The organism is Paenibacillus sp. SZ31 (assembly GCF_012912005.1).
Classification (GTDB): Bacteria; Bacillota; Bacilli; order Paenibacillales; family Paenibacillaceae; genus Paenibacillus.
Map to the genome: position 1 here is coordinate 291,354 of NZ_JABBEA010000002.1, position 25,817 is coordinate 317,170.

Annotated in this window: 19 protein-coding genes; 7 read left to right on the plus strand and 12 right to left on the minus strand. The window is 44.4% G+C overall.

The annotated features are described in order from the left end of the window. Positions 1-52: 52 nt before the first annotated feature. Positions 53-967, minus strand: a complete 915-nt coding sequence (locus tag HF638_RS05970; RefSeq protein WP_169479369.1) for a DsbA family protein — start codon at positions 965-967, stop codon at positions 53-55. A gap of 202 nt (positions 968-1,169) precedes the next feature. Between HF638_RS05970 and HF638_RS05975 the strand changes: the two genes are divergently transcribed. Next, positions 1,170-1,391 (plus strand): winged helix-turn-helix transcriptional regulator, encoded by a 222-nt coding sequence (locus HF638_RS05975; RefSeq protein WP_348982075.1) that lies wholly within the window; start codon positions 1,170-1,172, stop codon positions 1,389-1,391. Between the two features lie 179 nt (positions 1,392-1,570). On the opposite strand, the gene HF638_RS05980 is transcribed toward HF638_RS05975, so the two are convergent. Together HF638_RS05980 and HF638_RS05985 are read right to left on the minus strand one after the other, a co-directional pair. Beyond that, complete coding sequence (locus tag HF638_RS05980) at positions 1,571-2,035, minus strand: NUDIX domain-containing protein (RefSeq protein ID WP_169479371.1); 465 nt, start codon at positions 2,033-2,035, stop codon at positions 1,571-1,573. A 64-nt stretch (positions 2,036-2,099) separates the two neighbouring features. Next, complete coding sequence (locus HF638_RS05985; protein WP_169479372.1) at positions 2,100-2,984, minus strand: LysR family transcriptional regulator; 885 nt, start codon at positions 2,982-2,984, stop codon at positions 2,100-2,102. Positions 2,985-3,109: 125 nt separating this feature from the next. Between HF638_RS05985 and HF638_RS05990 the strand changes: the two genes are divergently transcribed. From HF638_RS05990 to HF638_RS06005, 4 genes are all read left to right on the plus strand, one after another. Further along, positions 3,110-4,120 (plus strand): alpha/beta fold hydrolase, encoded by a 1,011-nt coding sequence (locus HF638_RS05990; RefSeq protein ID WP_169479373.1) that lies wholly within the window; start codon positions 3,110-3,112, stop codon positions 4,118-4,120. 186 nt (positions 4,121-4,306) lie between these two features. Further along, positions 4,307-5,908 carry a type 2 periplasmic-binding domain-containing protein gene (locus tag HF638_RS05995; RefSeq protein WP_169479374.1) on the plus strand — a complete coding sequence of 534 codons (1,602 nt, stop codon included), beginning with the start codon at positions 4,307-4,309 and terminating at the stop codon, positions 5,906-5,908. 89 nt (positions 5,909-5,997) lie between these two features. After that, on the plus strand, positions 5,998-6,888 hold the full coding sequence (locus HF638_RS06000) for an ABC transporter permease (RefSeq protein WP_169479375.1): 891 nt from the start codon (positions 5,998-6,000) through the stop codon (positions 6,886-6,888). 18 nt (positions 6,889-6,906) lie between these two features. After that, the gene (locus HF638_RS06005; RefSeq protein WP_169479376.1) at positions 6,907-7,797 is read left to right on the plus strand and encodes a carbohydrate ABC transporter permease; all 891 of its coding nucleotides are present in this window, start codon (positions 6,907-6,909) and stop codon (positions 7,795-7,797) included. 39 nt (positions 7,798-7,836) lie between these two features. Here the strand turns inward: HF638_RS06005 and HF638_RS06010 are convergent, their stop codons facing one another. The 3 genes from HF638_RS06010 to HF638_RS06020 form a co-directional block, all read right to left on the minus strand. Further along, positions 7,837-9,582: a cache domain-containing sensor histidine kinase gene (locus HF638_RS06010; protein WP_169479377.1), complete on the minus strand. Its 1,746-nt coding sequence runs from the start codon at positions 9,580-9,582 to the stop codon at positions 7,837-7,839. Positions 9,583-9,610: 28 nt separating this feature from the next. Continuing rightward, entirely contained in the window at positions 9,611-11,227 is a 1,617-nt protein-coding gene (locus tag HF638_RS06015) for a helix-turn-helix domain-containing protein (protein ID WP_169479378.1), read from the minus strand. Between the two features lie 199 nt (positions 11,228-11,426). Further along, entirely contained in the window at positions 11,427-15,476 is a 4,050-nt protein-coding gene (locus HF638_RS06020) for a DUF2252 family protein (RefSeq protein WP_169479379.1), read from the minus strand. A 238-nt stretch (positions 15,477-15,714) separates the two neighbouring features. Between HF638_RS06020 and HF638_RS06025 the strand changes: the two genes are divergently transcribed. Beyond that, on the plus strand, positions 15,715-15,990 hold the full coding sequence (locus HF638_RS06025; RefSeq protein WP_169479380.1) for a hypothetical protein: 276 nt from the start codon (positions 15,715-15,717) through the stop codon (positions 15,988-15,990). A gap of 215 nt (positions 15,991-16,205) precedes the next feature. On the opposite strand, the gene HF638_RS06030 is transcribed toward HF638_RS06025, so the two are convergent. The 6 genes from HF638_RS06030 to HF638_RS06055 form a co-directional block, all read right to left on the minus strand. Beyond that, positions 16,206-16,829: a hypothetical protein gene (locus HF638_RS06030; RefSeq protein ID WP_169479381.1), complete on the minus strand. Its 624-nt coding sequence runs from the start codon at positions 16,827-16,829 to the stop codon at positions 16,206-16,208. 154 nt (positions 16,830-16,983) lie between these two features. Continuing rightward, positions 16,984-18,711: a thiol reductant ABC exporter subunit CydC gene (gene cydC / locus HF638_RS06035; protein ID WP_169479382.1), complete on the minus strand. Its 1,728-nt coding sequence runs from the start codon at positions 18,709-18,711 to the stop codon at positions 16,984-16,986. Then, positions 18,708-20,531 (minus strand): thiol reductant ABC exporter subunit CydD, encoded by a 1,824-nt coding sequence (gene cydD, locus HF638_RS06040; RefSeq protein WP_169479383.1) that lies wholly within the window; start codon positions 20,529-20,531, stop codon positions 18,708-18,710. The genes cydC and cydD overlap by 4 nt, the downstream gene beginning before the upstream one ends. 14 nt (positions 20,532-20,545) lie before the next feature. Further along, complete coding sequence (locus HF638_RS06045; RefSeq protein ID WP_211175523.1) at positions 20,546-21,559, minus strand: cytochrome d ubiquinol oxidase subunit II; 1,014 nt, start codon at positions 21,557-21,559, stop codon at positions 20,546-20,548. Further along, a complete protein-coding gene (locus HF638_RS06050; protein ID WP_169479384.1) occupies positions 21,559-22,923 on the minus strand; it encodes a cytochrome ubiquinol oxidase subunit I in 1,365 nt (454 codons plus the stop codon). The genes HF638_RS06045 and HF638_RS06050 overlap by 1 nt, the downstream gene beginning before the upstream one ends. A gap of 419 nt (positions 22,924-23,342) precedes the next feature. Next, positions 23,343-24,737 (minus strand): MFS transporter, encoded by a 1,395-nt coding sequence (locus HF638_RS06055; protein WP_169479385.1) that lies wholly within the window; start codon positions 24,735-24,737, stop codon positions 23,343-23,345. A gap of 111 nt (positions 24,738-24,848) precedes the next feature. On the opposite strand from HF638_RS06055, the gene HF638_RS06060 reads away from it, so the two are divergent. Further along, positions 24,849-25,724 (plus strand): LysR family transcriptional regulator, encoded by an 876-nt coding sequence (locus tag HF638_RS06060; protein WP_169479386.1) that lies wholly within the window; start codon positions 24,849-24,851, stop codon positions 25,722-25,724. The last annotated feature ends 93 nt before the right edge of the window (positions 25,725-25,817 follow it).

Consider the following 25,817-nt stretch of genomic DNA (forward strand, 5'->3'; position numbering starts at 1 on the left):
TGTGCGAATAACACATCCGTGTGTCGAAGCAGGAAGATTATGACATAGTTCCTCAGATATGCTCAATATACATCTCATTCAAAATATGACCCGTACGATATGTGTGCTCCGCCAATTCAGATTTCACATATGTTTCAACATCACTCTTTTCTATATTGTACAAGACCTCCATTTCTTTAGAAAAAAGAAGGTGTCCCTCATTGATTTTCTGTTCCAACGAGGTTATCTGTTTGGGTTTCAGATTACCACCGAGCACCTGCTGAAGTGCTTGCACATATGTTTCAAGAGAACGCGCTCCGACAATTTTCAATCCTTGGTTCTCTTCATTCGCAATGATAATGGATGGGAAACCTCTAACTCCCAAACTAGCCACACTCTCAAAGTCTTTCTCTAATAAATCTTGTGCAGATTGCTGTGCAGCTGCTTCAACCACTTGTTTTCCATTCAAGCCCAGTTGATCGACGATATCCGTCAGCACATCATCTTCTCCAATATTTCGATTAAATGCAAACACGGCTTCACGCGCACGTCTTAAAAAGTCATGCTCTTTCCCAGGATGTGTACTCTGAATGACCTTAAATACGCGAGATGGCGGATAAGAAGAAAGTATTGGATTATCGTGCCATAAGGAACCGTCGATGGGCATGCGTGAATGCTCACCCACTTCCTTCCAATGCTCTGCAACGTCCGAAGGTTTCTGAATCCCATTAGTGCCATCCGAGAAACCATTCCAGCTAGCCAGTAGCCCACCCATTTTGATTTGCAGCGTAAAATAATGACCGTATTCCTCAACAAACCGATGAAGCACAGGCTCAAGCGCCCAGCAGTGAGAGCAAATCGGATCTGTTGCGTAATAAAGAGTTATCCTTTTCTCAACATGATTCAGATTGATTTCTTGCATCGCCTCTTCTTCGCTCACACCACATACGCCTGTTTCCAGATCACACATCATAGATTCGTTACTCACGTGTATCCCGCCTTTATCTTGTCTTATGAATTGATTTTCTCGTCTTAGTTTGATTATAATGTCTACAATCTTCTGAACAAGTACGATTCTTTTTCTGACTTAGTATCAAAAAGTATACTATTGGAGGGTATCAAGTGAAATACGAGTTTAATTTCGATCAGTTATGTCCAGCGACTTATGCATTTCAGGTCATTGGAGGCAAGTGGAATCTTCCGATCCTGGCATTACCGGAACGATGCTAACGAACTGTTTGAAGGATTTGATTCATTCCGGCATCGTGCATCGGGAACAATATAACGAGGTTCCACCGAGAGTGGAGTATTCGCTCACAGAATCGGGCAAGGAATTGGTTCCTTTAATTGAATCCATGGTAATGTGGGGTCAGAAAAATATGACAGTAGGCGTGAAGGAACAAGAAATGTAACACCTGGTCTAATGTAACCCCTTAGCCTAGATGTTCATTTTCGAATCGCTCTGCACACTTTTTTTCAACGGCAAAAAGGCTATTTCACTGGACCATTATGTCCTTTGAAATAGCCTTTCCTCTATAAATACAAGACGGCCGCTTGTTTACGTATAGAATTGCACATCCGTGTGGCATGACTAACCATTCAGGTCCTCGTCTTCTTCAATTCCTAAATACATAACCGTGTTTTCTCCCTCAACCAATCTAATGATCTGCTTTCGTAATTTTGAGGGCAATAAAGGTTGTTGGATCAAGCTTTTAATGTCAAGCCATTCATATTCTACTTGGTTTTCGTCACTTGGCAGAATAGAACTGTTATTGTCCATTAAACCTATGTATTCGGATAAAAAAACAAAATCTACACGATGAAGAGCTGCGCCATATACACCTTCAATTACGAATTCCAAGGATAAAGGCTCTACGTCTACTCCGATTTCTGCTGCTACTTCTCTCTTCACGGCATCAGTCAGTGTTTCACCTGCATTTTGGCTCCCGCCAGGCAAGAGATAGATTACATCGCCATTATCTTCCTGCCTAATCGCAAGCATTCTCCCATCTTTGATAATTAATGCTTTTGCAGAATTTCTAATCTTTCTCTCCATTGTAATCCTCCATATGTTCTGTGAAGAATATCTTAACATATACGTCTAAACAAATTCTGAACAATCAAATCAACTCACTCTTCGCGACCTGCATGAAAGCAGTCATGGACGGAGATATCCACTTCTCCCGATGCCAGAGCATCTGTGCCGTAAAGGTTATTTCCGATAAATCCCACGGCAAAGCAACCAAATCTCCCTCGCTCAACTCTTTCTTTAGAGCCAGTTCAGGCAACAAAGCGACCCCTAGACCAGCTACAGCGCATTGTTTAATGGCTTCTACACTATGGAACTCCAGTTCTGTCAGAGCATCCGCAACTTTTTTTAGTAGGGATTGGTCAAAATAAGTGCGATAAGAACAGTTCTTTTCGGTCAACAAAAAATGCTGTTTGTGGAAGTCATCAACGATTAACGAGGGACGTGATGCCAGCACATGATCGGGAGAAACGACCATTTGAAAGTTCTCCTCCTTTAAAAATTCTGAATGAAGATCTTTGGAAACAACCTGCTCATCCAATACAAAAACGACATCGGCCTGTCCTTCTCTCAGACTGGATTTAAGCTCTTGGCCGGACAAAGGGCGGAACAATAACCGCACACCAGGATACTCCGCTCGGAAGCGTTTGAACAAGGCTGGAAGAAGATAAGCGCATAGCACTTCATCTGCTCCGATGACAACCGTTCCTGCCAATTCCCCCTGTTGACTAGATATGCATTTTGCTTCCTCTACATCGTTTAAGATTTTAGTGGCATACGGCAAAAATTGTTGGCCAGCATCCGTTAACACGACCTTTTTTCCTAATCGATCCAGCAATTTCACACCGAGCTCTTCTTCCAGCGATTTGATTTGCATCGTTATGGTAGATGGAACATAACTCAATAATTCAGCCGTCTGATGAAAGCTGCAGGTTGAAGCAAGTGTCCAAAAGGTTTTTAGTTGGCGTATTTCCATGAATCAAGCACCTTCTCTGTTCAAAATAAATGAATGATATGTTCGATAACGTTTCATTGAATTGATGATAGGCCTATTGTAGAGTGAAATCAAGTTATTACTTTATTTTAAAGGAGAATCTATCCATGAACGATTATGAAACATATAACCTTGAAGATACAATACTTCAATCGGGGCAACAGCTCCCTCAAGCTTTTATTGCATACAAGACCTATGGAAACTTAAATGCTGCAAAGGACAATGTTATTGTCGTTCCAACGTGGTTTGCTGGACTTCACACAGATAATGAATGGTTAATTGGAGCGGACAAGGCATTGGATCCCAGTCGGTACTTTATCATCGTGCCTAATATGTTGGGTAACGGATTATCGTCCTCTCCCAGCAATACCCCTGCCCCGTATGATAAGGAAAACTTCCCTCTCATCTCGATGTATGACAATGTGCGTTTTCAACATCAACTGCTTACTCAAAAGTTCGGAATAACCAAAATTAAACTCGTTGTTGGCTGGTCTTTAGGTGCCATGCAGGTTTATCAATGGGGAACGAGTTATCCTGAGATGGTCGAACGTATTGCCCCCTTTGGCGGAACAGCAAAGAGCAGACCACATACACAGCTGGTGTTCGAATCCATGATCTCGGCATTACAGGCAGATTCGAATTTTAAAAATGGTAGATATGACCGCCCTCCGGTTGCCGGTCTCGCAGCGATGGGTAGAGCTTATGCTCCATGGGGGTTCTCGCAGGCGTACTATTTGGAGAAATTGTATCAATCCGAAGGTTACGATACCTTGAAATCTTATGTAGAAGATTACTGGGACCAGGTGTTTTTATCCTTTGATGCTAACGACTTGATTACCATGCTGCGTACAGGAATACATGGAGACATTAGCGTTAATCCCGTAGATAACTGCAACTTCGAACAGGCGCTAAGCAAGATCACCTCTCCTGCACTCGTTATGCCAGGGTCAAGTGACTTGTTCTTCACGCCAGAGGACAGTGCGTATGATGTTCAACATATGCCGAATGCTGTTTTTCAGCCTATAGAGTCCAAATGGGGACACTGCTTTGGGATCGGAGCTAACGAAGCGGATTCACGCGTTATCGATCGTCATCTCAAGCGATTTTTGGAGACATGAGTAAAAAAAGAAGGAGTGAAAAGTAAAAAAAGTGCACAGAACTCGTGGATCTTTTCTCCGCTATAACTCGAAAGTAAAAAAACATACGGATTCTCGTCAATAACCTTTATATCTCCTTCCCCCTTTCTCGGTTAGAATATTTTCAAGAAAGCGATATTGAAATATGACTGATAAGGGGGAAAAGAAATGAACAAGAAAACGAAAACTTTAGTCTTGTCTTTGTGCCTGTCTACCTTATTACTCGCAGCTTGTAGCAATGGAAGCAACACGGAGAAAGATACCACGACGGACCCGGATTCCAATGAGGCTGGAACGACAACCATTCACACCGTAACGTCAGAATACACTTCTGCCAAGTATCCAAAGGGCGACGATATCACAAACAATGTGTGGATTAAGCGCTACAAAGAGAAGTTCAATATTGATGTCAAAACAGATTGGGTCAGCGACGAGTACGATACAAAACTGAATTTGGCTATCGCATCGAACGATCTTCCTGACGTATTCAGGGTAAATCCATCACAACTCAGACAGTTGGTCGAAGCAGATATGGTCATGGATCTTTCTGAGGTCTTTGACCAACATGCTTCAGATCGTCTCAAAGGTTACATGGAAGCGGATGCGGATAGTTACGAGTCTGGAAAAAAGGATGGTAAGCTATACGGCATACCGCAGATGCACTGGGGATTAATTGAACAACCAGACTTCATCTGGATCCGGAATGACTGGAAAGAAGAATTGGGAGTCCAGGATCCGAAGTCTGTGGAAGACATCAAGAATATGGCATTGAAATTCATGGATAAGCACGGCGGTTATGGTATAGCCGTAGACCAATCGTTGGATTACCTCAACCTGCTCGCTATTGCATGGAATGCGCATCCGGATATGTGGATGGAGGATAACAGTGGACAACTCGTGTATGGCTCCGTGCAGCCTGAGATGAAGAATGCGCTGGCTGAGTGGTCAGAATGGTACAAGCGAGGCATCATTGATCCGGAATTTGCAATCAAAGACTTTAATGCGATGAACGCGGATATTGTAGCCGGCAAAGTGGGGATACAGCCTTATTACCAATGGTGGGGTTATAATCCGGGTGTAGATACGGTATCCAATCTGGGTAAGGACGCCATCTTCTATCCTTATATCATCCCTACCGTCGATGGGAAGGAAGCACAACAATCCATTTTCTTCGCCAACAATAATTATATCGTCATGAAAAAGGGATTCAAGCGTCCTGAAGAAGTGATTAAAATTTTGAACGACTATGCTTATATCGTGGATGAAGGCAATGGCAAAGAATCTCCAGAAACGCTATCTGCCTTGCTGGATAACGATATTGCCCATGTTGTTGGTGCGTTCCGTGTACTTAATCCAAATTCGGATTACGAGCAATTTGAGGCTGTGTCAGTTGCCCTTGAATCCAAGGATACGAGTGGACTCACGACTTCGGGAATGTGGCAAAAATATAACAACAGTGTTGAATTCATGGAGAATGCAACACCTGGAGCGATCGGTGATTATTTACAGCAAGGTGCTCCCAAAAATGCTTATGGTCTTGCCAAGAAAGTACTCGACAGCGAGAACTATACGAAAACGGCCCTATGGGGTGTTACGCCAGAAATCCTGTCGAGCTACGGCACAACCTTAGATGATATCCTGACCGAAGGCTTCACCAAGATTATTATGGGGAGCGAAAGTATCGATTATTTCGATGTGATTGTCCAGAATTGGCGTGCAGCCGGAGGCGATGACGCAACCCAGGCAGTCAATGAGGCATACGGAAAATAATAAGTCTGTTGCCAAGAAGGGATGGGTATGTTCTCGTCTCTTCTTGGTAGCGGTTACAAATTCATCGCGCCAAGAACGGAGGAATACGAATGCTGAGAAAATGGAATCAGCAGCGTGCTTACCATCTCATGTTGATCCCAAGCCTGGTCTTGGTCTTCATCTTTAGTTACATCCCTTTCTACGGACTTATTATTGCATTTCAGAAGTACAATCCGGGCCTCGGTTTCAACTCGCCATGGGTAGGATGGGATAATTTTACCCACATCTTTAATCAGCCGAACTTCGTAAGAACGATCTGGAATACACTGTACATGTCTGTCTTCAAGATTATCGGTGGTATAATCGTGCCCGTTATTTTCGCATTACTGCTTAACGAGGTACTACACAGTGGAATCAAACGTACATTCCAAACACTTGTCTACATTCCGAACTTCCTCTCTTGGGTCATTATGGCCGGCATCATGCTGGATATCCTTAGCTCTGACGGCATTATCAATACATTTCTAAGTATATTCGGGATTGCACCGATCTCCTTTCTTGGCACACCCTCTATTTTTCCTTGGACGATGATTGTAAGTGACATATGGAAGGGCTTCGGCTTTGGCACAGTTGTTTACTTAGCAGCCTTAACTAGTATTGACCCCGGACTTTACGAGGCCGCGGTGATCGACGGAGCGAAACGGTGGAAGCAGACGATCTACATTACGTTGCCTCTCCTCATGCCAACCATTGTCTTAATGACAGTATTGTCACTTGGAAACGTACTCAATGCTGGCTTTGACCAGATCTATAATCTCTACTCCCCTGTCGTCTATCAGACCGGTGATATTATTGATACCTATGTATACCGTCTGGGAATTCAGCAGGCACAGTATTCGATTGGTACCGCTGTCGGATTATTCAAATCCATCATTTCCAGTGTTCTGGTTGCCGTATCGTACATTCTGGCTTATAGAGTAGCTGGCTATCGCATCTTCTAAGAGGGAGGAACTAACATTATGATCCACGATAAAAGTATGAGCAGGCGTGTGTTTCTTATCCTAAACTACACCATATTGCTTCTAATCTCTCTACTATGTATCCTGCCGTTTATCAACCTGTTGGCCGTTTCATTCAGTAGCAGTTCAGCTGTATCTGCGGGCAGTGTTACGTTCTGGCCTGTGGAATTCACAACTAAGGCCTATGAATTTGCATTAACTGGAGGGTCCTTCTTCTCCTCTCTCTGGGTCGCCATCCAGCGAACCGTTCTCGGAACGTTGGTGAATCTGGTTCTGATCGTTCTTACGGCGTATCCCCTCTCCAAATCGAAACAAAAATTAATGGGGCGCAATATTTATATGGGATTTTTCATCGTAACCATGTTATTCAGCGGAGGACTAATTCCAACCTATCTGGTAGTCGTCAAAATGGGACTAATCGATTCCATATGGTCTCTGATCCTGCCTGGGGCTCTCCCCGTATTCAGTATGATTATCCTCATGAATTTCATTAGAGGGTTGCCTGAGGAAATTGAAGAATCAGCAATTATCGATGGGGCTGGGCCTGTACAGGTATTGCTTCGTATTCTACTCCCCCTCCTCAAGCCCGCTCTCGCAACAGTTGGTTTGTTCAGTATCGTCGCCCACTGGAATTCTTGGTTCGATGGCATTATCTATATGAATAATCCAGCTAATTATCCATTACAAAGCTACCTCCAGACTCTACTGCAGAGCTTTGAACAAATCATGCTGAAATCTGGATCAGACTATACGCAACTGTTATCCATGATGAACGCCAGAACGGGACGCGCTGCTCAGATGTTCTTGGGTGCCATTCCGATTCTGCTCGTGTATCCGTTCTTACAGAAATACTTCACCAAAGGTTTGGTGCTAGGAAGTGTCAAAGGGTGAACAAAAGGGCTTGCAGTTCATACTGTAAGCCCTTTTGTTCTATCTAAACTCTGAGATGGCCGGCAGCAGAATGGAGAAAATGGTACCTTCACCTATTTTACTTTCCACCTGTATTCCATAAGGTTTACCAAAATGAAGCTGAATCCGCCGCTGCACATTATGCAATCCAATTCCGCTCGTTCCTGAACTGGCACCGGACTTTTCTTCCATCAAGTTCTGCATCGTATGATGATCCATCCCGACGCCATTATCGCAGACTTCGATCACAACTTCATCCAGCTGTGATTGAATCCGGATAGTGATGATTCCGTCTTCTTCGAGTTCGGCCAGTCCATGAAAAATGGCGTTCTCTACAATGGGCTGCAGGATCATTTTGGGCATGCGATAATCCAGCAGTTTATCCTCAATTTCATATCTCATCTGAATACAATCGTAGTACCTGACATTCTGGATCGTTACGTAATTCGCTATATTATCGAGTTCTTCACGAATGGTTACGAGGGTTCCATCGGATTTTGTTGCATAGCGGAGCATCGAGATTAGCGCATCGGTCATTTCCACGATTTTGTCAGCCTGTTGCATCGAGGCGATCCATTTTACCGAACCAAGTGTGTTATACAGAAAATGAGGCTTGATCTGGTCATGAAGCGCACGCATCTCAGCCTTGGCTTTCTCTATTTCTTCCTGCTGCATCCGTTCGACCATTCGCTTCAATTCATGCGACATTCTGTTGAATCGAATGGATAAATGTCCAATCTCATCTCTGGAGCCAATAGGTACGACTTGTTCGAACTGGCCTTTCTCGACCAGAGAGATATTCCGGAGCAGCTTCTTAATCGGAGTTGTAATGACATGAGATAGAAAGATGGATATGACCGCAGCAAAAAGAACAATGACAATGGCCAGCGTCACCAGATTACGACCCAATATTTTTCCATCAGCAGTTAGCTCATCCAAGGGCATATATAAATACGTTGTCCATTTTTGTTGACTAAGCGGGCTGGTCACAACGACATTCAATGATTCAGGCGGACGAACGTTGTCTCGGAACAGTGTACCAATTAATCGATCGTTCACGTTATATACGATCTTGTCATTCTCATCGACGATCATGAATCTGGAGCGCAGTCCTTCCTGCAGGTTGCGGTTGACGATTTCGATAAATTTGATATCAATGCTGACAACGATTACACCAAGAAGTTCCCCACTAGCCACATCATGAATTTTGCGAGCGTGTGACACCGCCAGTATCTTATTCTCCAATTGCTCATCGATTCGCGTTGTCAGCGTAATGGTTCGATCATTTTCGTGCATGAACTTTTTAAACCACAATTCGTTCGCCACTTTGAAGTTGGGGTCAATGGGCTGGTGTGGGCTGACGAACAGATCCTGTCCCCCGTTCATATTGTAGAGGTAAATGGAGAATACGCGATCCTTCATCATGATATAATTCATCAAAATATTGTATGCGGCAATCTCATTTTGTTCGTTACCCTCTCGCAGGAAATCCTGGATCGGAAAGCTTCCTTCATGGGTCGCAGATAGATTATTGCTAAGGCCAGTGCTGGCTAGCAGCGTGATTTTCTCAATCTCCTTCAAGAATTCGTCAATTCGAATATTCGTCTGTTTGGCCAGATCGCTTAGCAAGGTTGTATAATTCTGCGCCAATAACCGCTCTGAGGAGTAATACGAATTGATTGTCATCACAAATACCGGAAGGATAATCACCGTCATACAGATCACCATAATTTTGTGCTTGATTTGGAAGGGCTGGACAAGCTTCATAAGTTGCACCTCTATTCACCGATTACACTCATGCCTGCTGTAATTCTCGATATTCCTCCGGAGTGACGCCTACCGATTTTTTGAAAATCTTACTGAAGTACGTGTAATTATGGTAGCCGACCTTTTCTGCGATTTCGTACACTCTCATTCCCCTGCTCAATAGATACGCCTTGGCATGTTCAATCCGAACACGAGTCAAGTACGTGATAAAGTTCTCTCCTTTTTCCTGCTTGAACAATCGGCTGAGATACGACGGATTAACACTGATTTGGCTAGCGATACTTTGCAGCGAAATATCTTCGGCATAATACTTGTCGATCAACGCGATGGCGAGATCTGCGTAAGTACTTTCCTGATTATTTTCGGAATCGATTTGGAAGTAATATGCAATATGAGCAAGCATATCCTGATGGATGTCCTCCCAATACTCACCCTTCAGAAGAGTTTCATATGGCGATTTCTTTGTAAAAGAAGGCGTACTTCTTTCCGTGGCTCGCGATAGATGGGAGTGTATTGTTTCCATTACCATGATATATTGCTTGCGAATGCTATGCTCATCCGCCTGCTGCGCTTCCAGGTCCGAGCGAATTCCTTCAAGGAACTCCTCCGCCTTTTGGATGTCTTTACTTACCCACAACTTCATAAAATCTCTTTCTTGTTGCGTGCTCAGAGCTCCTTTTACTTCATTTCTATCGGGGGATTGAACCATATCATCGTAATACAACACTTGGTTGCTCCCTGTGAAGAAACCCTGTTGTAGAGCCATTTCTGCCTCTTGGCAGGCCATTTTAATGTGAGGTAAACCGGAAGTCATTCTACTCACACCAGCCGTGAGTGATAGATTCATAAAATCCTTGATTGAAGAGAGCAATTTATTACATAGTTTATTCAAGTCGGCGTGTACAGATTGGCTCTCTGGAAGTACATTAACGATAAGCCAATATTCAGAAGAACTTTCAACGAAAATCTCTTTCTCCCATTTCGATGGAATGATCTCTTCCATAATATTAAGCATCGAAAACCGGAGTAGCTTCTCCCCCTTTTCAATATATTTCCTCTTCGCATCCTCGTAATAGTTCACGACGAACTTGATGACGACCAACTGGTCCGATCGTATACGAAAATGCAGTTCTTCCGCTTTAGTGACAATATCCTTTTCACTTATGAATCCGCTTACAATATCTTGGAAGAAGGTGTCCTTTAGATGTCTTAGGCTGTTGGAATAATCATATGCTCTAGAAGATGTGTTGGTTGGATGTACATGTTCGCTTTGTAGTTTCTGTCCAACGGTACTCAGAAGATCGATAAGGGCAGTTTCTGTAATCTCGCTTTTAATCAAGTAGTCTGAAGCGCCAAGTTTTAGTGCCTTTTTTACATAATGAAATTCGTCAAAGTTACTCAGAATGACATACTTACAGGTTTTCAGTACGTACGAAGCCTCTTGTATAAGCTGTAGCCCATCCATAATCGGCATCTTGATATCCGTAATAATTAGATCAGGCATCACTTCAAGCGCAAGGTTCAATGCCTCTTTTCCATTTCCAGCCTCACCAACAACATAGAAGTTGTACTCTTCCCAATTCAGCATGGAACGAATTCCAACCCGCATGAGCAATTCATCATCAACGATCATCAGTTTATACATGCGCATCCCCCAACATGAACCATTTTTAGATATTTTACCATTAAACGAACCGTTGCAAAGGTGTCTAGCGAACCTTCTTGAGTTGAGGATCTTCAAAAAAGTTATATTCCTCATGGATCAATAAATAACAAAAGGCTATTTCGTAGGATCTTTACATCCTGAAATAGCCTTTGTTTGTTAATATCATCCTAGAGTTTCGTTATGGTTGAAGCTTAATCAGACGAAGGATCATTGCAGCTGCCTCAGCACGCGTTGTTCTGTCCTTAGGCTTGAAGCTACCGTCTGTATATCCGTTTAATATACCTTCAGCAATGGCTTTGGAAATCGCTGGTTGAGCCCAATTGGATACAAGCGAAGCGTCTGTGAAACTGATCGATGTATTACTGATTTCCCATTGCGCAGCTCGCACGACAAAGGTAGCCATTTCTTCTCGCGTAACCCATTCATTCGGTCCAAAACGGTTATCACTATAGCCGTTTGCTATCCCGTGTGCATGTGCTGTGGTAATAGCATCATGAGCCCAATGAGCATCTGTATCGGTGAAGTCTGATTCTGCCGAAGTCTCTAGCTTCAAAGCCTTAACAATCAAGCTGATCAACTCAGCTCGGGAAACGTTGCGGTCAGGTCTAAACGACTGATCGGGATACCCATTAATGACCCCGAGCGACACCAATTCAAGAATATTGGCAACTCCCCAATGTGTTTGGATATCGCTGAACGTTAGCGAAGTTTCAGGTAAAGATATGCCGTGTCCGGCTGATAAGAGTATCGCAAATGTTCCCAGATAGCTCGTTGATCCAGATATGGTCCCTTTCTCCCGATCTACTTTAACCTCATTAAACGGTTCCCATTGTTTGTTTGCCTCATTATAACCGTACAAACGGATTTCCTGATTTGGTGAAACTTTGGTTTGGTCGAAAGGTAAGGTTACTGTCACCGGTGCAAGAAACATCTTAGAATTGGCTTGGAATACATCTCCCAACAATTGATATGGTGTTCCTGTAAGCAATGATACTGCATCTGGAACTTTGGTGATGTCCATTGTAGTGCTCGCCTGTAGTGCACCGTTCGATACCCGTAGGGTGACTCCTTGGAATACGAATTCTCCGCCACCGGCAGGTATTACCTGGTTAGTATTAGATGGTGTTCCACTGTTTCCATTCGTACCACTTGAACCGGCTGAGCCGCCACCGCCTGATGGATTCGAAGGCGTGGGTTGCGTTAACGCACCACGTAAAACGGTCAGATTATAGGTACGAGTTAATCCGTTTCGTGCAGTCACGACAAACGGGATTTGATTTTGTCCTAAAGACAATGCGAACGTCTGGGAGTGAGCGTTAGCATACGAACTTCCTTTTGCCGTTAATGCTGCCTTGGCATCTGTGGATTTCGCTGTGATATCAATGCTCTCCGTGTTCGCATCAACCGTAACACGGTACTGTGTAGTTTCAGGATTAAAGGATGGTTCCATCATGCCTTGGCTAACGGTTAAATTATCCAGTGTGGCTACATCAATTAACTTACCTGATCGCATATCTTCTTTGACAAGATCAAAATCGGTTACGATCTGTTGCGAATAATCCTCAGCTGCGTTCAGGATTGCTGGCACGAGTGCATCCCAGATCGGAATGATATCCGACACGAAACGATCTTCGTAAGCATAGTTCAACGTATCGGATATCGAATTCAAGCGTGAGCTCGCATATGCGTATGATTTGGCAGCGTCGATCAAGTATTGCTGCAGCTCTTCTTTACTCTGGAAAGTCTTGTCCGTATAGTCTCCTTTGAAAGGCGAAACTTCACGAATCAGGTATGAACGCTGAGCTGCAACCAACGTGCCCAGATAGGTATCAACGTCAACACCCATTTTCAGGTAGGCATTCTTGGATTCAGAAGCGTCCGGGGTCTGCTCTTTCACATCCAGTAAAATGTCATCTGTGTGATTGTCGCTCGGACCTTCGATCAGAACGTTGAACCGTTTTACGCCAATACTTCCAATACCCTGATTAATACGTCGTACGGCATCCTTCATAGTAAAGTAATCCTCGAACTGTTCATCTGTCAGGTTTGGAAAATGGTGTCTTACTTCTGCTTTATATGCTTTCCATCCTGATTGTAACGCACTTACTTCCGCTTCAGTAGCTTGTTCGAATTTATCGGGGTTGCTTGCAATGTTAAGCTTGCCATCCAGCGCTCGCTTTCCGAGCAATTTTTCAAGTGCTTCTTCATATGATTTCTTCGAAACGCTATTCATGACTGCCTTCGTATAATCTGTTACATTACTGGCTGTCAATTTGGTACCTTTCAGACCCTTAGTATTTTGGATATCAACGAGTGTATCTTTGTATGTCTCCAAAAAGACCGTTGATACATCACGGTAATCAGACGTTTGCAAATGTTGAATACCTGAGCTGTCTTTATCATACGGAAGGATGTACACGCTTGTAACGAAGCGAAGCAGCTCTTCATAAAAGCTTCCAATCCCAGCTGTGTCGAAATCATTCAGACCGAATACCATCTGCTTGGTGCTGTCATTGAATGTACCCACGTTTTGAATGTGAGCATCACCTTCAGTGTAGGTCAGAATGTCTTTGTTCGCCCAACCCTTAATAACTTCAGCAGGTGAAGCAATTAGACCCGAAGCAAGATCAGCCTTGAACAAAGCATTTGTGCCTCGTAAGAAAGTGTACTCATTCGCGGCCAGACCTTCAGTTCCATATTTGTACTCTTTGGTAACTGTATCATTAAAGAATGTATTGTCCGCAGTTATACTTTTCTCCACCCAATCTTTTCGTGCTATATCCGTAAGAACCGGCTTGATATACCGACCAAGTGTCAGCTCCATTGCCTCAGAAGCGAGCCATTCATTACCGTCCTGTATTGCCTCTGGATTCAGAACAATATTAAGCTTCATTTGTTCAGACACTGGAGTATCTGACTGGCCTTCGATAGAGATGGTAACGGAGCGATCAGCAGATTCACCTACCGCAGCCAGTTCCCAGTTTCCGGATGGAAGTCCTGTTAGCGTATAAGCTTCAGGTGCAAGGATGCCATCGCTCGGAAGGCCTTGACTTAGTTCAATTCGAACCTGCGTATTCAGGTCATGTGAACCTGTCATTTGAATGAAAGAAGAGTTCGAATCGGGTGATGCCACAATCTGATGATCAGGCGTGAATTTTGCTAATGTAACGCGATGACTGCCTTGATAAACGTTTAACGTGGAAGATGGTTTGTTGATTTGGTTCCACGCCTCGGGATGGATTTCAAAGAATAACTCGGAATCGGCTAGAACACGACCCGTCCCATCCCCATTGAGAGTCAATTGAATCTGATCCCCGTCCGCAGCCGCCTCAGTGAATATTCCGTTAGGCAGGCCGAGCACGTTAAACTCACTCGAAGACCATGGACCCTGTTTCAATTTTCCTCCAACAGCAGTCAGCATAACTTTGTTATCATCAATGCTTACCATCGATTCGGACTGCATTTGAATCGTTTGGTCCTGTTCAAGAATGACGTAAGCTGCCGTATTTCCTGAGTTGCGAACCGGTGCTCCTTTTACTTTCTCGAAGTCTCTACCGTTGTCACGCGTATCCCAGTTGTTACCGCGATCCGGGAACAAAGCAGCCGTAGCAGGTTGATCTGGGTTTAATGGATCGAAGACCAAACGTTGCATTGTACTTTGCTTACCACTTTCAGAAGCAGGAGTTCCCCAATAGGCATCTGCTCCATAACCAACGAAGTCCACTATGTCTGCATTCAGGGGATCTGTCGTGGGATCTATTACCGTTAAAGGCGAATCTGTTCGCAGAAGAACAATCTTGCCACTTTTATTGCTCAGTTTGATGGCCGATGATTCCTCGTCAGCTTGCGGAAGTGCAACTCCGACTGCTCCATTACTGTCAAGCCTAATGAGATAATAACCATAGGCAGGGATGGAATGGTTCACAGTCCCAAGATCAACCTTTTTCCACTTGCTCTTTTGACTGTCTGCGTACTGAATTGACCAGCCCGTCAGAGAAATCGCTTCTCCTGTGGGATTATGTAACTCGACGAAGTCATTACTGTAGGTGTCCTCCACATCGTCTTTTTTACCACCGTAGAATTGACTAATTACTACGTTTTTTGCCAGATGTCCAGTTTCATATGAAGCTGCTCCAGCGATTTGAATTCCTACAAATGACCATGCCGACTGAACAATCATGACCATGACAAGAATAATTACCAACCAGCGCTGTCCATAATTTCTCATGCTGTCTTACCCCTCTCATATTCAAATACGAGTTAGTATAACAAGCATCTATTAAGCGGGAGTAAAGAAAAATCAAATGAGCATTAAATATAATATATGAACGTATTATATTTGAGTTGAGTATTTTTAAATTCACTCGCCAACATAAATATCACTTTTACAGAACGTATGTTCCTGTTATAATCAGATTATCGTATTTTGTGCAGTATAAAATGCTTGCCTGGAAAGGATACATATCATGAATTTATACAAGTTTGAATTAACGGTGAATGGATATCTCTTACGCGTTCATTTCAGTGCATCTGAAGAAAGTGGACTCAAATGGTGCAAACGAATTGCTTCTGAATTCCAGAGCAACGTTGCCAATTTGGAGATCAAGGTTGATATACATAAAAAGCAGAAACAAAAGCATGCACGGGAATATCACGGAAAACCGTATCTGTATGATAGGACACTAAGGAAAAAACCGCTTGCGAAGAAAAATAAAACGGCTGAATCATCTGTTGTTATGTAAAGGTAAATTAAAGACTTTAAGATTCTCATCATATAGGCTAACTGGTTGGAGAGCATTTTAATTCAGGTGTTCTCTATTCTGCCAAATAGTTTAGCTACTCTGTATACTCTTGTCCTTCTGTTCTTCAATACTAAAGATAAAAGCTTGCTCCAATGTGGAACAAGCTTTTATCCTGGTCAGTTGTAATATAGCTAAGAAAGGTTTTCGTGCACCATTTAGTATCTCTCTGATTCCTTAAATATCATATAACGATGGACGCCTCTGACAGCATGCATTGCTTCCTGTAATTGCTGAATCGCAGTTTCGCGTTGTCCCGCTTTTAGTTCGATCGCTGCAAGAAGCGAAGATCTCATCCAGACCTTGTTAATGGATTTCAAGTGTTCCTTCGCCTGCTCACTTCTTCCTTCTTCCATAAGCAAATACGTTTCATAATATGTACGATAATCTGATCTACGCATATTCTGTACCGCAGTACGAACAGCTACCAAGTCGTTGCGGTAGATGCCGTAAGCTGCATTATATACTGCTTGTGTCCTTTTATTCGTGTCCTCATTTCTGATGCGCTCTATTGTTTGTTCCAATTCATCATCAAGTCTGTTTGCAAGAGCGTAATAGATATAAATCTTGGGGTTATTCTCCTGTCTGCGTAGAAAAGCCTCGACGCGGTCCATGCGTGTTTCCCAACCCAGAGGATAAAAAATACGAATGGTAAACATGATCAGAGTCGCGACGAGAACGATCCCAAGTATCAAAAACAGAGATTGTTCATTCATCTTCATGTACACAACAAATAAAAATACGGCCAAATAAAAAACAATATCCCACTTATGTTTTCTCATCATCCATCCCCTTTATAGACATAAAAAACTATTATATCAAAAACAAACCCCAAGGAGTATGTGCACCGCACCCTTTGGGGTTTATAAAATTTATTTTTAGAAATTTTCTTCATGCTCAAAGATTGACTGTTTTTTTGATACAGGGGCTACATTCTCACGCCCCGACGTCTCCAATCATTTGTCGTTCAATTTGTTTCATTTCATAAAAATAACCTTTTTGCTCCATCAACTCGAAGAAAGAACCCGATTCTACAATCTTGCCTTGGTCCATGACCACAATCCGATCCATCTCTTCCAATCCCGTCAGCCGATGGCAGATCAGGAGAAGTGTATCTTCGGCAGCTTGTGCCAGAAGATGCTGCAACACACGTTGCTCTGTGACGTAATCCAGTGAAGAAGTTGGTTCGTCCAGAAGCCATAACCGTCCTTTGCGCAGCATGGCCCGTGCAAGAGCCAGCCGCTGCTTCTCGCCATCCGACAGGTTCTCCCCTTTTTCATACACCATGTCGGTCAACAACTTATTCGGCAGTTGGACTTTATCCAGCACAGCCGACAGTTGTTCATCAGAAAGCCTTTCTCCATTGAGCAGCAGATTATCCCGAATGGTTCCCCGGAAGAAATGACTTTGCTGCAACACGACATTCGCGTTTTGCCAGATGCTCTCTTCATTCAGTTCCTTTACCGGAACATCATTTAAACGTATATCGCCAGACGTTGGTGTACGCAGCTTGAGTAGCAAATCGATAATCGTTGACTTGCCTGACCCGCTTGGGCCAACAATCGCTGTTTTGGAGCCTGCTGCAAGTTGCAGGGAGAGCTCCCTCAGCGCCGGTCTCCATTCCCCTTCATATTGGAAGTTAACACGAGATAACTCGATCGAAACCGCCTGATCGGCTGATACTTCACCGCTTGCCTGTTCAGGTTGCACCTCGGAGGTCGGCACCGTTTCCGACAGTCGCTGAGCAGCGTGTTCACTATCCTGCTTATACAAAGGTAATATAGCCATTGCCGCAGCTTCTTCGAACACGGTCTGCGTGGCAAGGATCAACATGGCGAGGAATACACCGCCAAACGCTCCATTCACGATTAAAAAGGCGCTTAGTGCCAGCACACCCCATGTAACGAGATACGTCACAAAAACGTGCATGGATTGCCCGCGCAGCAAGTGGGAAGCGGCTTGTTTCTGTTCTGTTGCCAATGTAGCGGAAGCCTGCTGAAGCTGTTGCTCACGTTGTTCCAATTGGCCGTATACTTTCAGATCACGGAAGCCATACAACACTTCGGTTACTTCCGTGGACAGCAAGGCCCGTTGCTGACGAACACGTCCGTGTATTTTTCGCTGACCTAACAACACAATACCTGGTACAACAAATGCCGTGATCAGCATACCTAGTACTAACAAGCACGCAATCCAGATCGAAAAGGCCGACGTGAACAGCATGGTAGCCAAAAATACCATAACGACCATGATGGGTGGATATGCGACCCGCAAAAAGTAATTTTGCAAGCTTTCCACATCACCCACGATCCGCGCAAGCAGATCCCCGCTTCGGTTTTTGTTCAATATACCTGGCGTTACCGGGATCAGTTTGGCAAAAAAGGACGTCCGCAAGCGGCTCAGCATGGAGAATGTTGCCCTATGCGAATACAAGCGTTCTCCGTAGCGGCTCGCCGCTCGAAGGAAACCGAGCAGTTTGACCATCGAGGTGAGTACAATTAAGGTGTATAGCGGTGGCGCAAATACCGTTTGAGATATCATGTAGCCGCTCGCGGAAAAGAGAGCTACACCTGCTATGCCGGCGATAAATCCGCCCAATATCGAAAGCAAGATATCCTTGCGCTCCTGAATCATCGCTTTTGACAGAATCGTCAGCTCATTCATGCTAACCCTCCTTTCCGTTGTACATCAACCATCTCGGCATACTGCGGCAAGCGTGCAAGAAGCTCGTTATGATGTCCTGAATCCACCAACACCCCATTGTCCATAAATAAAATGTTGTCCGCATGTTGAATCGTATATAAACGGTGAGCCACCGTAATCATCGTTGCCGTTTTGGCTAATGACGTAATGGATTGTTGCAGTACCCGCTCGGTGTGCAGATCGAGTCCTACGGTGGGTTCATCGAACAAAATGACGGCTGGTCGCTTCAGAAAAACACGTGCCAAGGCAAGTCTTTGCTTTTCCCCACCAGATAACCCCCGGCCACCTTCACCAACAAAGGTATCTAAGCCCTGTTCCAATTGAGCAACAACGCCAGCAAGTCCTGCTTCCTCTGCTGCCTGCTCAATTTCAGATCTGGAGACGTTTCGACCCGCGCCAATCGCAATATTCTCGGCAAATGTACCTGCAAAAATATACGGATGCTGTGTAATGTAGCTTACACGCTCGAACCATGCCGCCTCATCATCTTGCGAAATCTCGCTTCCGTTAACCAGAACCGCTCCCGAATCTGGTTTCAGCAAACCGGCAATAAGATGAAGCAGCGTGGTTTTACCTGAGCCACTTTTGCCTACAATAGCGATCTGTTCTCCCGCTCCAATTGAGATTTGTCCTGTCTCAAGTCCAAAGGAATCAGGTGTGTACTGGAATCGGACATCGTTCAGTTCAATGGTTGGTGGCATTGTTATCAACTCGGCACGAGCTGTACGGAGCTCTTCCGTCTGTGCTGTTGCATCGACATCGGTTATATCGCTTTGATCCGATCCATCTTCAAGCTTCGTTTGTGTGCTCTTGATACTTGTTTCCTCAAGCATTTGTTCCACCTTACGAATGGCCCCCATACTGGTTCGCCCGCTGTGAAAAGCCGTTCCCGTATTCTTCAACAGACTGTAGAACTCGGGCACGAGCAACAACACGAGAAAGGCCGTGTGGAAGGTCATTGATTTGAAAACGAGTAATTGGATAGCAAGTTCAAGCGCGACAATACCAATGCTTAACATCACGATCGATTCCAGCATAAACGTATTTGTAAATGCAATCTTCAAAATGCCCATTGTCGCATCACGATACCCCAGACTGCTGCGTTCAATCTCCTGTTGCTGACGTTTAGCCCGTCCGAATATTTTCAACGTAACCAGCCCTTGAAGCGAATCCAGAAATGTACCGGAAAACTCAGCCAGTTGCGCGTATTTCTCTTCTGATTTGTTCTTCGTTTGGAGCCCGACCAAGATCATAAACAGCGGGATAAACGGTGCCGTAAACAGCATAATCCAACCTGTGTTGGCGTGCTGCGTAAACGTAACGACTAGAATCAGAATCGGGATCATCGCAGCTTCCATCATACGCGGCATGTACTGACTGAAATAACTGTCGGCTTCATCCACAGCATCCAAAGCAACACTGACCTTTCCTCCCGTCTGTCCACGAAGGGTTGAAGGCATGGAAGCTTGAGTCAGTTTTTGCAAAACGGCTGCTCGCATATTCGTCTTGGCACGGGCTGCCATATGCAAGCCCACTTTCCCGTTGCCGTACATCAACAGAGTACGTACAGCCATAACAGCCAGCAATAGGCCGAGCAACAGCATCACCGATGAGAAGGAAGCTTTCTCTACAAAGATTCGCTGGACTGCTTCAGCCACCAATGTGGCCTGACTTACAATAGCTACACCAAGCGCCAGCGAAATGATCGCAAGGAGAAGCCTGTTTTTTCGTTGTAAAGACATTTGCTGCGAGATCAGATTGGATTTGGCTCTCCTCTTCATTGAACGCTCCTCCTTTATTTTTTCCCTTTCACATAATCCGCATCAAACAGGAACAGTTTGAAGACCAGAATCAGAGAAGGAATTAACAGGCATAGACCACCGATAAACACGACCACTAGGGCGAAACCCATCGCTGGCGATGTGGCGCTGCTCTGAATGGTGATGTATGGATCAAGAATGTAAGGATATTGCCCAATGCCGTAAGCGAAAAAGGCTGTGAAAAATTGCAGCATGATACATATAAAAGCTAAACCATAACGGCGTCCGTTATATAAAAGCCACATGGCGATCATGAAAAATGCAACGGAAAGCGCCAGCAGCCACCATAAATCCATCATATTTTGAAAATGACGCTCATTGTGTTGACCCAAATATATAAATGCAGTCAGCGCGAGAATAATGGTCGGTGTGCTCCAGAACAAAGCATAGTTCCGCATCAGCTTCAATGCCGAATGATCCTCTGCCCGAGAAGCGTAAAATGTGAGAAATGATCCGCTAATGAACAATACGGACACGATGGCTAGACCAACGATGCTCCACGATAACGGATTCGTAAACAGCTCCCAGTAATCCAGGGAGACCGTATCCCCCTGCTTCAAAATAAAGCCACCTTCAGACAATGTCAGTGCCACTGACAACGACGCTGGAATAAGCAAACCTGTTGCTCCGTATAAAAACAGATATACGATACTTTTTTTGGAACCATAATTTTCGAAAGCATAGAACGACCCACGAATGGCAAGTAGAATCACGGCAATACTTCCCGGAACAAGCAGCGCGGAGCCATAATAGTAAGCGGTATCCGGGAAAAACCCGACGATACCAATATAGAAAAAGACAAAGAATACATTGGTGATCTCCCAGACCGGTGATAGATAACGGGAGATCAGACGATTAATCAGGTGATCCTGCTTCGTCAGGCGTGCATAAAAGGCGAAGAAACCTGCTCCAAAATCAATGGAAGCTACAATAAGATAGCCGTACAAGAACAGCCAAAGTACCGATATACCAATCAATTCATAACTCATTATGCCTGCCCCCCTTTCTTGGCTGATTGATCATGCTTCTCTTTCAACCATTTCTCCATCTCAAGGTCAGCAGGATTATTATTGAACAACCGTCTCAGTACGACGACACACATAACGCCTAGCAGGATGTACAGAAGCAAGAAGACGAAAAATAAAATTCTCACACTCGGTGAAGAAGTAGCGGCCTCTTCTACTCGCATATAACCTCGGATGATCCATGGCTGCCGTCCCACTTCTGCATAGAACCAGCCCATCTCAACGGCCAGAAAAGCGAGCGGTGCACTGAGTGCAACCATACGAAGCATCCACTTGTTAAACTGATTACGTTTCTTCCAGAACACCAACAGGAAGTACAGACTTGATATAGCAAGCAGAGCGAAACCAATTCCAGCCATTAGGTCGAACAAGTAATGCACAAGTAATGGTGGATGCTCGTCTGGTGGAAATTCGTTCAATCCGGTTACTTCGGCATTAAAGTCTCCAAAGGCTAGGAAGCTGAGTACTTTCGGCAAATGAAGTGCACCTATAATTTCATGTTCAGCATTCAACCATCCCAATAAAATCAAATCCGCGCCGCTTTCTGTCTCGAAATGCCACTCGGCAGCTGCGAGTTTCTCCGGCTGATGCTCAGCCAAAAACTTGGCAGATACATCTCCAGCTAAAGAATTTAATAAACTGAATACCAGAACAACGGCCATCATGAGATTCAAGCCTTTTTTGTGGTAGGCCGACACCCCTTTTCTCAGCATCGCAAAGGCTGCAATTCCGGCTAACAAAGCTGCTCCTGTCAGATAGGCCGAGCTCAATACATGGAACACTTTGGAGAACGTCGCCGTATTCAACATCGCTTGCACGGGGTTCACTGCCATGAATTGACCTGCTTCCATGACAAAACCTTCAGGCTGGTTCATGAATCCGTTCACTGTTGTGATAAAAACAGCAGACATGCCTGCCCCGGCAACAATCGGAATGGTTAGCAACCAGTGGATATACGGATTTTTGAACCGATCCCACGTGTACAGATAAATGCCCAGGAATATTGCTTCAAAAAAGAATGCGAATACTTCCATAAATAGTGGCAATGCAATGACATTCCCGGCCAGTTTCATAAAATTCGGCCATACCAGGGCCAACTGCAGCGAGATCGCTGTACCTGTCACGACACCCACCGCCACAGAAATGACAAACCCTCTGGACCACCTCTTCGCCATAAGTATGTAATGGTGATCCTTCTTCCGAATGCCGATGAACTCTGCAATAGCGATCATCAATGGTACGCCGACACCAAGCGTTGCAAAAATCACGTGGAACCCGAGCGTTAAACCCGTCACCAGTCTGCTCCATAACACCGTATCAATAGCCATTCTTTGTGTTGCCTCCTTTCAAACTCTGTTTCATTTTTGTGATCAATTCTTGCTAAGGACTAGGTCTGCTACTCATTGGCTGCATTCAATATCAGCTTTGGACTTTCCTAATCGTTCATGTGAACGAATTAAGAGAAAAAATTCACAAAGTAAACGACAACGATATCTTGCCACATGTTCTTTGCGTTTACTCCTGTTGATTCCTGATATCAAATGCATAGAAAATGCTCTACAAGACCTAATAATCAAAATTATTATATCTTTATTTTTATCTAATTCAATCAAAGACACGTGTTCTACCCTAAACGTTCAAGAAAGGATCAACTCTTTCTGACAACTTGGTGAAAAACAAAAAAAACACCCAATGGAGCTATTGATTCATTGGGTGTACACGTGCTATTGCACAGGAAATTCGCTATTTACTTGCTTATTTGCTCCGGATTCACCGCATCTGCCTCGCGACGTACGCTCATGATGATCAGTGATGCAGCAAGCACCGTAAGGATGACTCCAAGCATCTGAAATCCTGTCACATTGAATGTATCTCCCATGACGATCCCAATTAATAACGACGATAAGATGGTCCCCAGGTAGCGTGACGTATTAAAAATACCCGATGCGACTCCGATCATTTCTTTGGGTGTGCTTTTGAACAGTGCTGCTTGCATACCGACCGCGTTTAAGCCGTTACTTATGCCAAATAAAGCTAAAGCAACAATGACAATAACGATTGGGGAAGTTTCATTCATGACCGCGATTAATAGAGAGCCGAATGTCATTAATGAAGCTGATACGATCAGAGCTGGCCGTGATCCTGATCTGTCAATCCAGCGCCCTGCGATCGGAGCAATAATGACCGAACATAACCCCAAGGCTAGCATGCTAATTCCTGTATAGACTTCGTTGAGATGACGTACCTGCTTCAAGTACGTAGGAACTCCAAAAAAAAGAGCGTAAAACAGGATGTTCACCAGCATGTATTGCACATTGACCCACGTCATTTCGGGATGTCTAGCAAACGTTCGCAGAGGGATAAAAGGCGTGTCTGCTTTTAATTCATGTCGGATGAACATGGCGAGTGCGATTAATCCCATCCCCCCTGTCAGCAGATGCCACGTTGAAATATTTCCAGTGGAGTTGACTGAGAGTAAGCCGATAAGCAGAGCTACCAAAGCTACCGTAAACAACAAAATACCTGGTGCATCAATTAACGCGAGCCATTGCCGAATGGACATATGACCAGAGATATACGGAGATTGCTCGTCCTTCGGAATTGTTTTCCAAGCGAACATAAAGCTTGCCAAGACAAACGGAATATTAACGATGAATATGCTGTGCCAGTCCCACCAATGAATCAATACACCACCAATAAAAGGCCCAATTGCAGCTGCTCCAGAAAGGAATATAGCCAAGGTGGACAAAGCGGAAGCTTGCTTGTCAGTCACGTTAATTCTGACAATCGCCATTCCGACGGCCACCATCATGCTTGTGCCAATCGATTGAACGATCCGGAATACGATGAGCCACGAAAAACTGGGAGACCACGGAGCTAGCATGGACGATACGAAAACAATAACAAGACCCATGAGGAAGATCTTCCTGCGACCAAACAAATCACTACACTTGCCCATGACCGGTTGAGCAACGGCACTGGCAATGTAAAATGATAAAATAATCCACGAAACGGCTGTAAAATCAAGTTGATACACGAGTTGCAATCTTGAAATAGCCACAGAAATCATGGAGGAATTCAACGGATTCAACATGATTCCGAGTCCAACAGCTAACATCAATCCTTTTTTTCGAACGTTCATTGGTGCACCTCTCTCTCTCTTCTGCTGTCATCTTACTCGAAAGCATTCATTTATTCCAACGCATTGTATGTTATGATTTGATGAACTAGAAGGAATGAAGGAATGGTGCGAATGGAGCTTCTTCAACTAAAATATTTCCTGACGGTGGCCCGATGCGAGCATGTTACGGAAGCCGCGGGAAAGCTGCATGTCACGCAATCCTCCCTGAGCAAAACGATACAACGATTAGAGGACGACCTGGGAGTCCCTTTATTTGATCGAATCGGGAGAAAACTGCGACTTAACGACTTTGGAAGAACATTTCTTCACCGAACTGAAAAGGCCCTATTCGAATTGGAACAGGGACAGCGGGAAATTGCTGACCTCTCCAACCCGGATCAGGGCACACTGCAATTGGCGGTGACTACGGCGAGCACACTGCCAGGCATACTGCGGGAATTCCGGAAAAACAAGCCGGATATTCAGTTCCATGTGCAAATGGTTTCGTTAGAAAACATGTCCAGACTTCTACATCGGGGCGAGGTGGACTTTTGTCTCTCCTCCCCTCCGATTGAAGGTGACGATATCGAATGTCAGATATTATATAACGATCCGATCGTAGTCGCTGTTCCTATGGGTCATCGATATGCAGACCGAAGTAGCATTCAATTAACTGAGCTTAAGGACGAGTGGTTTGTTGGGGTGAAGCAAGGTTATGGTGTTCGTGATATGGTAGATTCCGTATGTCAATTCGTTGGTTTTGTACCGAAGTATGTATACGAAGGTGATGAGCCTGCGAGATTAACCGCCCTTGTGGAGGCGGAGATCGGTCTCGCTTTTATACCAAGCACAGCAAGAAACCCACATGAGCGCATTAAATATCTTCAGGTAGAGGAGCACAGACTCGTTCGGGAAATTGCTCTACTTTCGCACAAAAATAGGTATATTTCCAAAGCCGCTTTAGAGTTTCGCAGTGTGGTTACGAACTATTTCAGTGGTATGACTTGAGCAAAATGGATATGAGTGAATGTACACTGGAGTGGTTAAGGCTTTATACACGAGCATAATGAGTGGACCGATCACTTGGTGTATTACAAGAAT

Coding starts and splice junctions, on each gene's coding strand:
- HF638_RS05990 (WP_169479373.1), top strand. CDS start 3,110: ATGAACGATTATGAAACATATAACCTTGAAGATACAATACTTCAATCG.
- HF638_RS06015 (WP_169479378.1), bottom strand. CDS start 11,227: ATGTATAAACTGATGATCGTTGATGATGAATTGCTCATGCGGGTTGGA.
- HF638_RS05985 (WP_169479372.1), bottom strand. CDS start 2,984: ATGGAAATACGCCAACTAAAAACCTTTTGGACACTTGCTTCAACCTGC.
- cydD (WP_169479383.1), bottom strand. CDS start 20,531: ATGAAGAGGAGAGCCAAATCCAATCTGATCTCGCAGCAAATGTCTTTA.
- HF638_RS06020 (WP_169479379.1), bottom strand. CDS start 15,476: ATGAGAAATTATGGACAGCGCTGGTTGGTAATTATTCTTGTCATGGTC.
- HF638_RS06005 (WP_169479376.1), top strand. CDS start 6,907: ATGATCCACGATAAAAGTATGAGCAGGCGTGTGTTTCTTATCCTAAAC.
- HF638_RS06055 (WP_169479385.1), bottom strand. CDS start 24,737: ATGAACGTTCGAAAAAAAGGATTGATGTTAGCTGTTGGACTCGGAATC.
- HF638_RS06000 (WP_169479375.1), top strand. CDS start 5,998: ATGCTGAGAAAATGGAATCAGCAGCGTGCTTACCATCTCATGTTGATC.
- HF638_RS06025 (WP_169479380.1), top strand. CDS start 15,715: ATGAATTTATACAAGTTTGAATTAACGGTGAATGGATATCTCTTACGC.
- HF638_RS05980 (WP_169479371.1), bottom strand. CDS start 2,035: ATGGAGAGAAAGATTAGAAATTCTGCAAAAGCATTAATTATCAAAGAT.
- HF638_RS06030 (WP_169479381.1), bottom strand. CDS start 16,829: ATGAGAAAACATAAGTGGGATATTGTTTTTTATTTGGCCGTATTTTTA.
- HF638_RS06045 (WP_211175523.1), bottom strand. CDS start 21,559: ATGAGTTATGAATTGATTGGTATATCGGTACTTTGGCTGTTCTTGTAC.
- HF638_RS06010 (WP_169479377.1), bottom strand. CDS start 9,582: ATGAAGCTTGTCCAGCCCTTCCAAATCAAGCACAAAATTATGGTGATC.
- HF638_RS06060 (WP_169479386.1), top strand. CDS start 24,849: ATGGAGCTTCTTCAACTAAAATATTTCCTGACGGTGGCCCGATGCGAG.
- HF638_RS06050 (WP_169479384.1), bottom strand. CDS start 22,923: ATGGCTATTGATACGGTGTTATGGAGCAGACTGGTGACGGGTTTAACG.
- HF638_RS05995 (WP_169479374.1), top strand. CDS start 4,307: ATGAACAAGAAAACGAAAACTTTAGTCTTGTCTTTGTGCCTGTCTACC.
- cydC (WP_169479382.1), bottom strand. CDS start 18,711: ATGAATGAGCTGACGATTCTGTCAAAAGCGATGATTCAGGAGCGCAAG.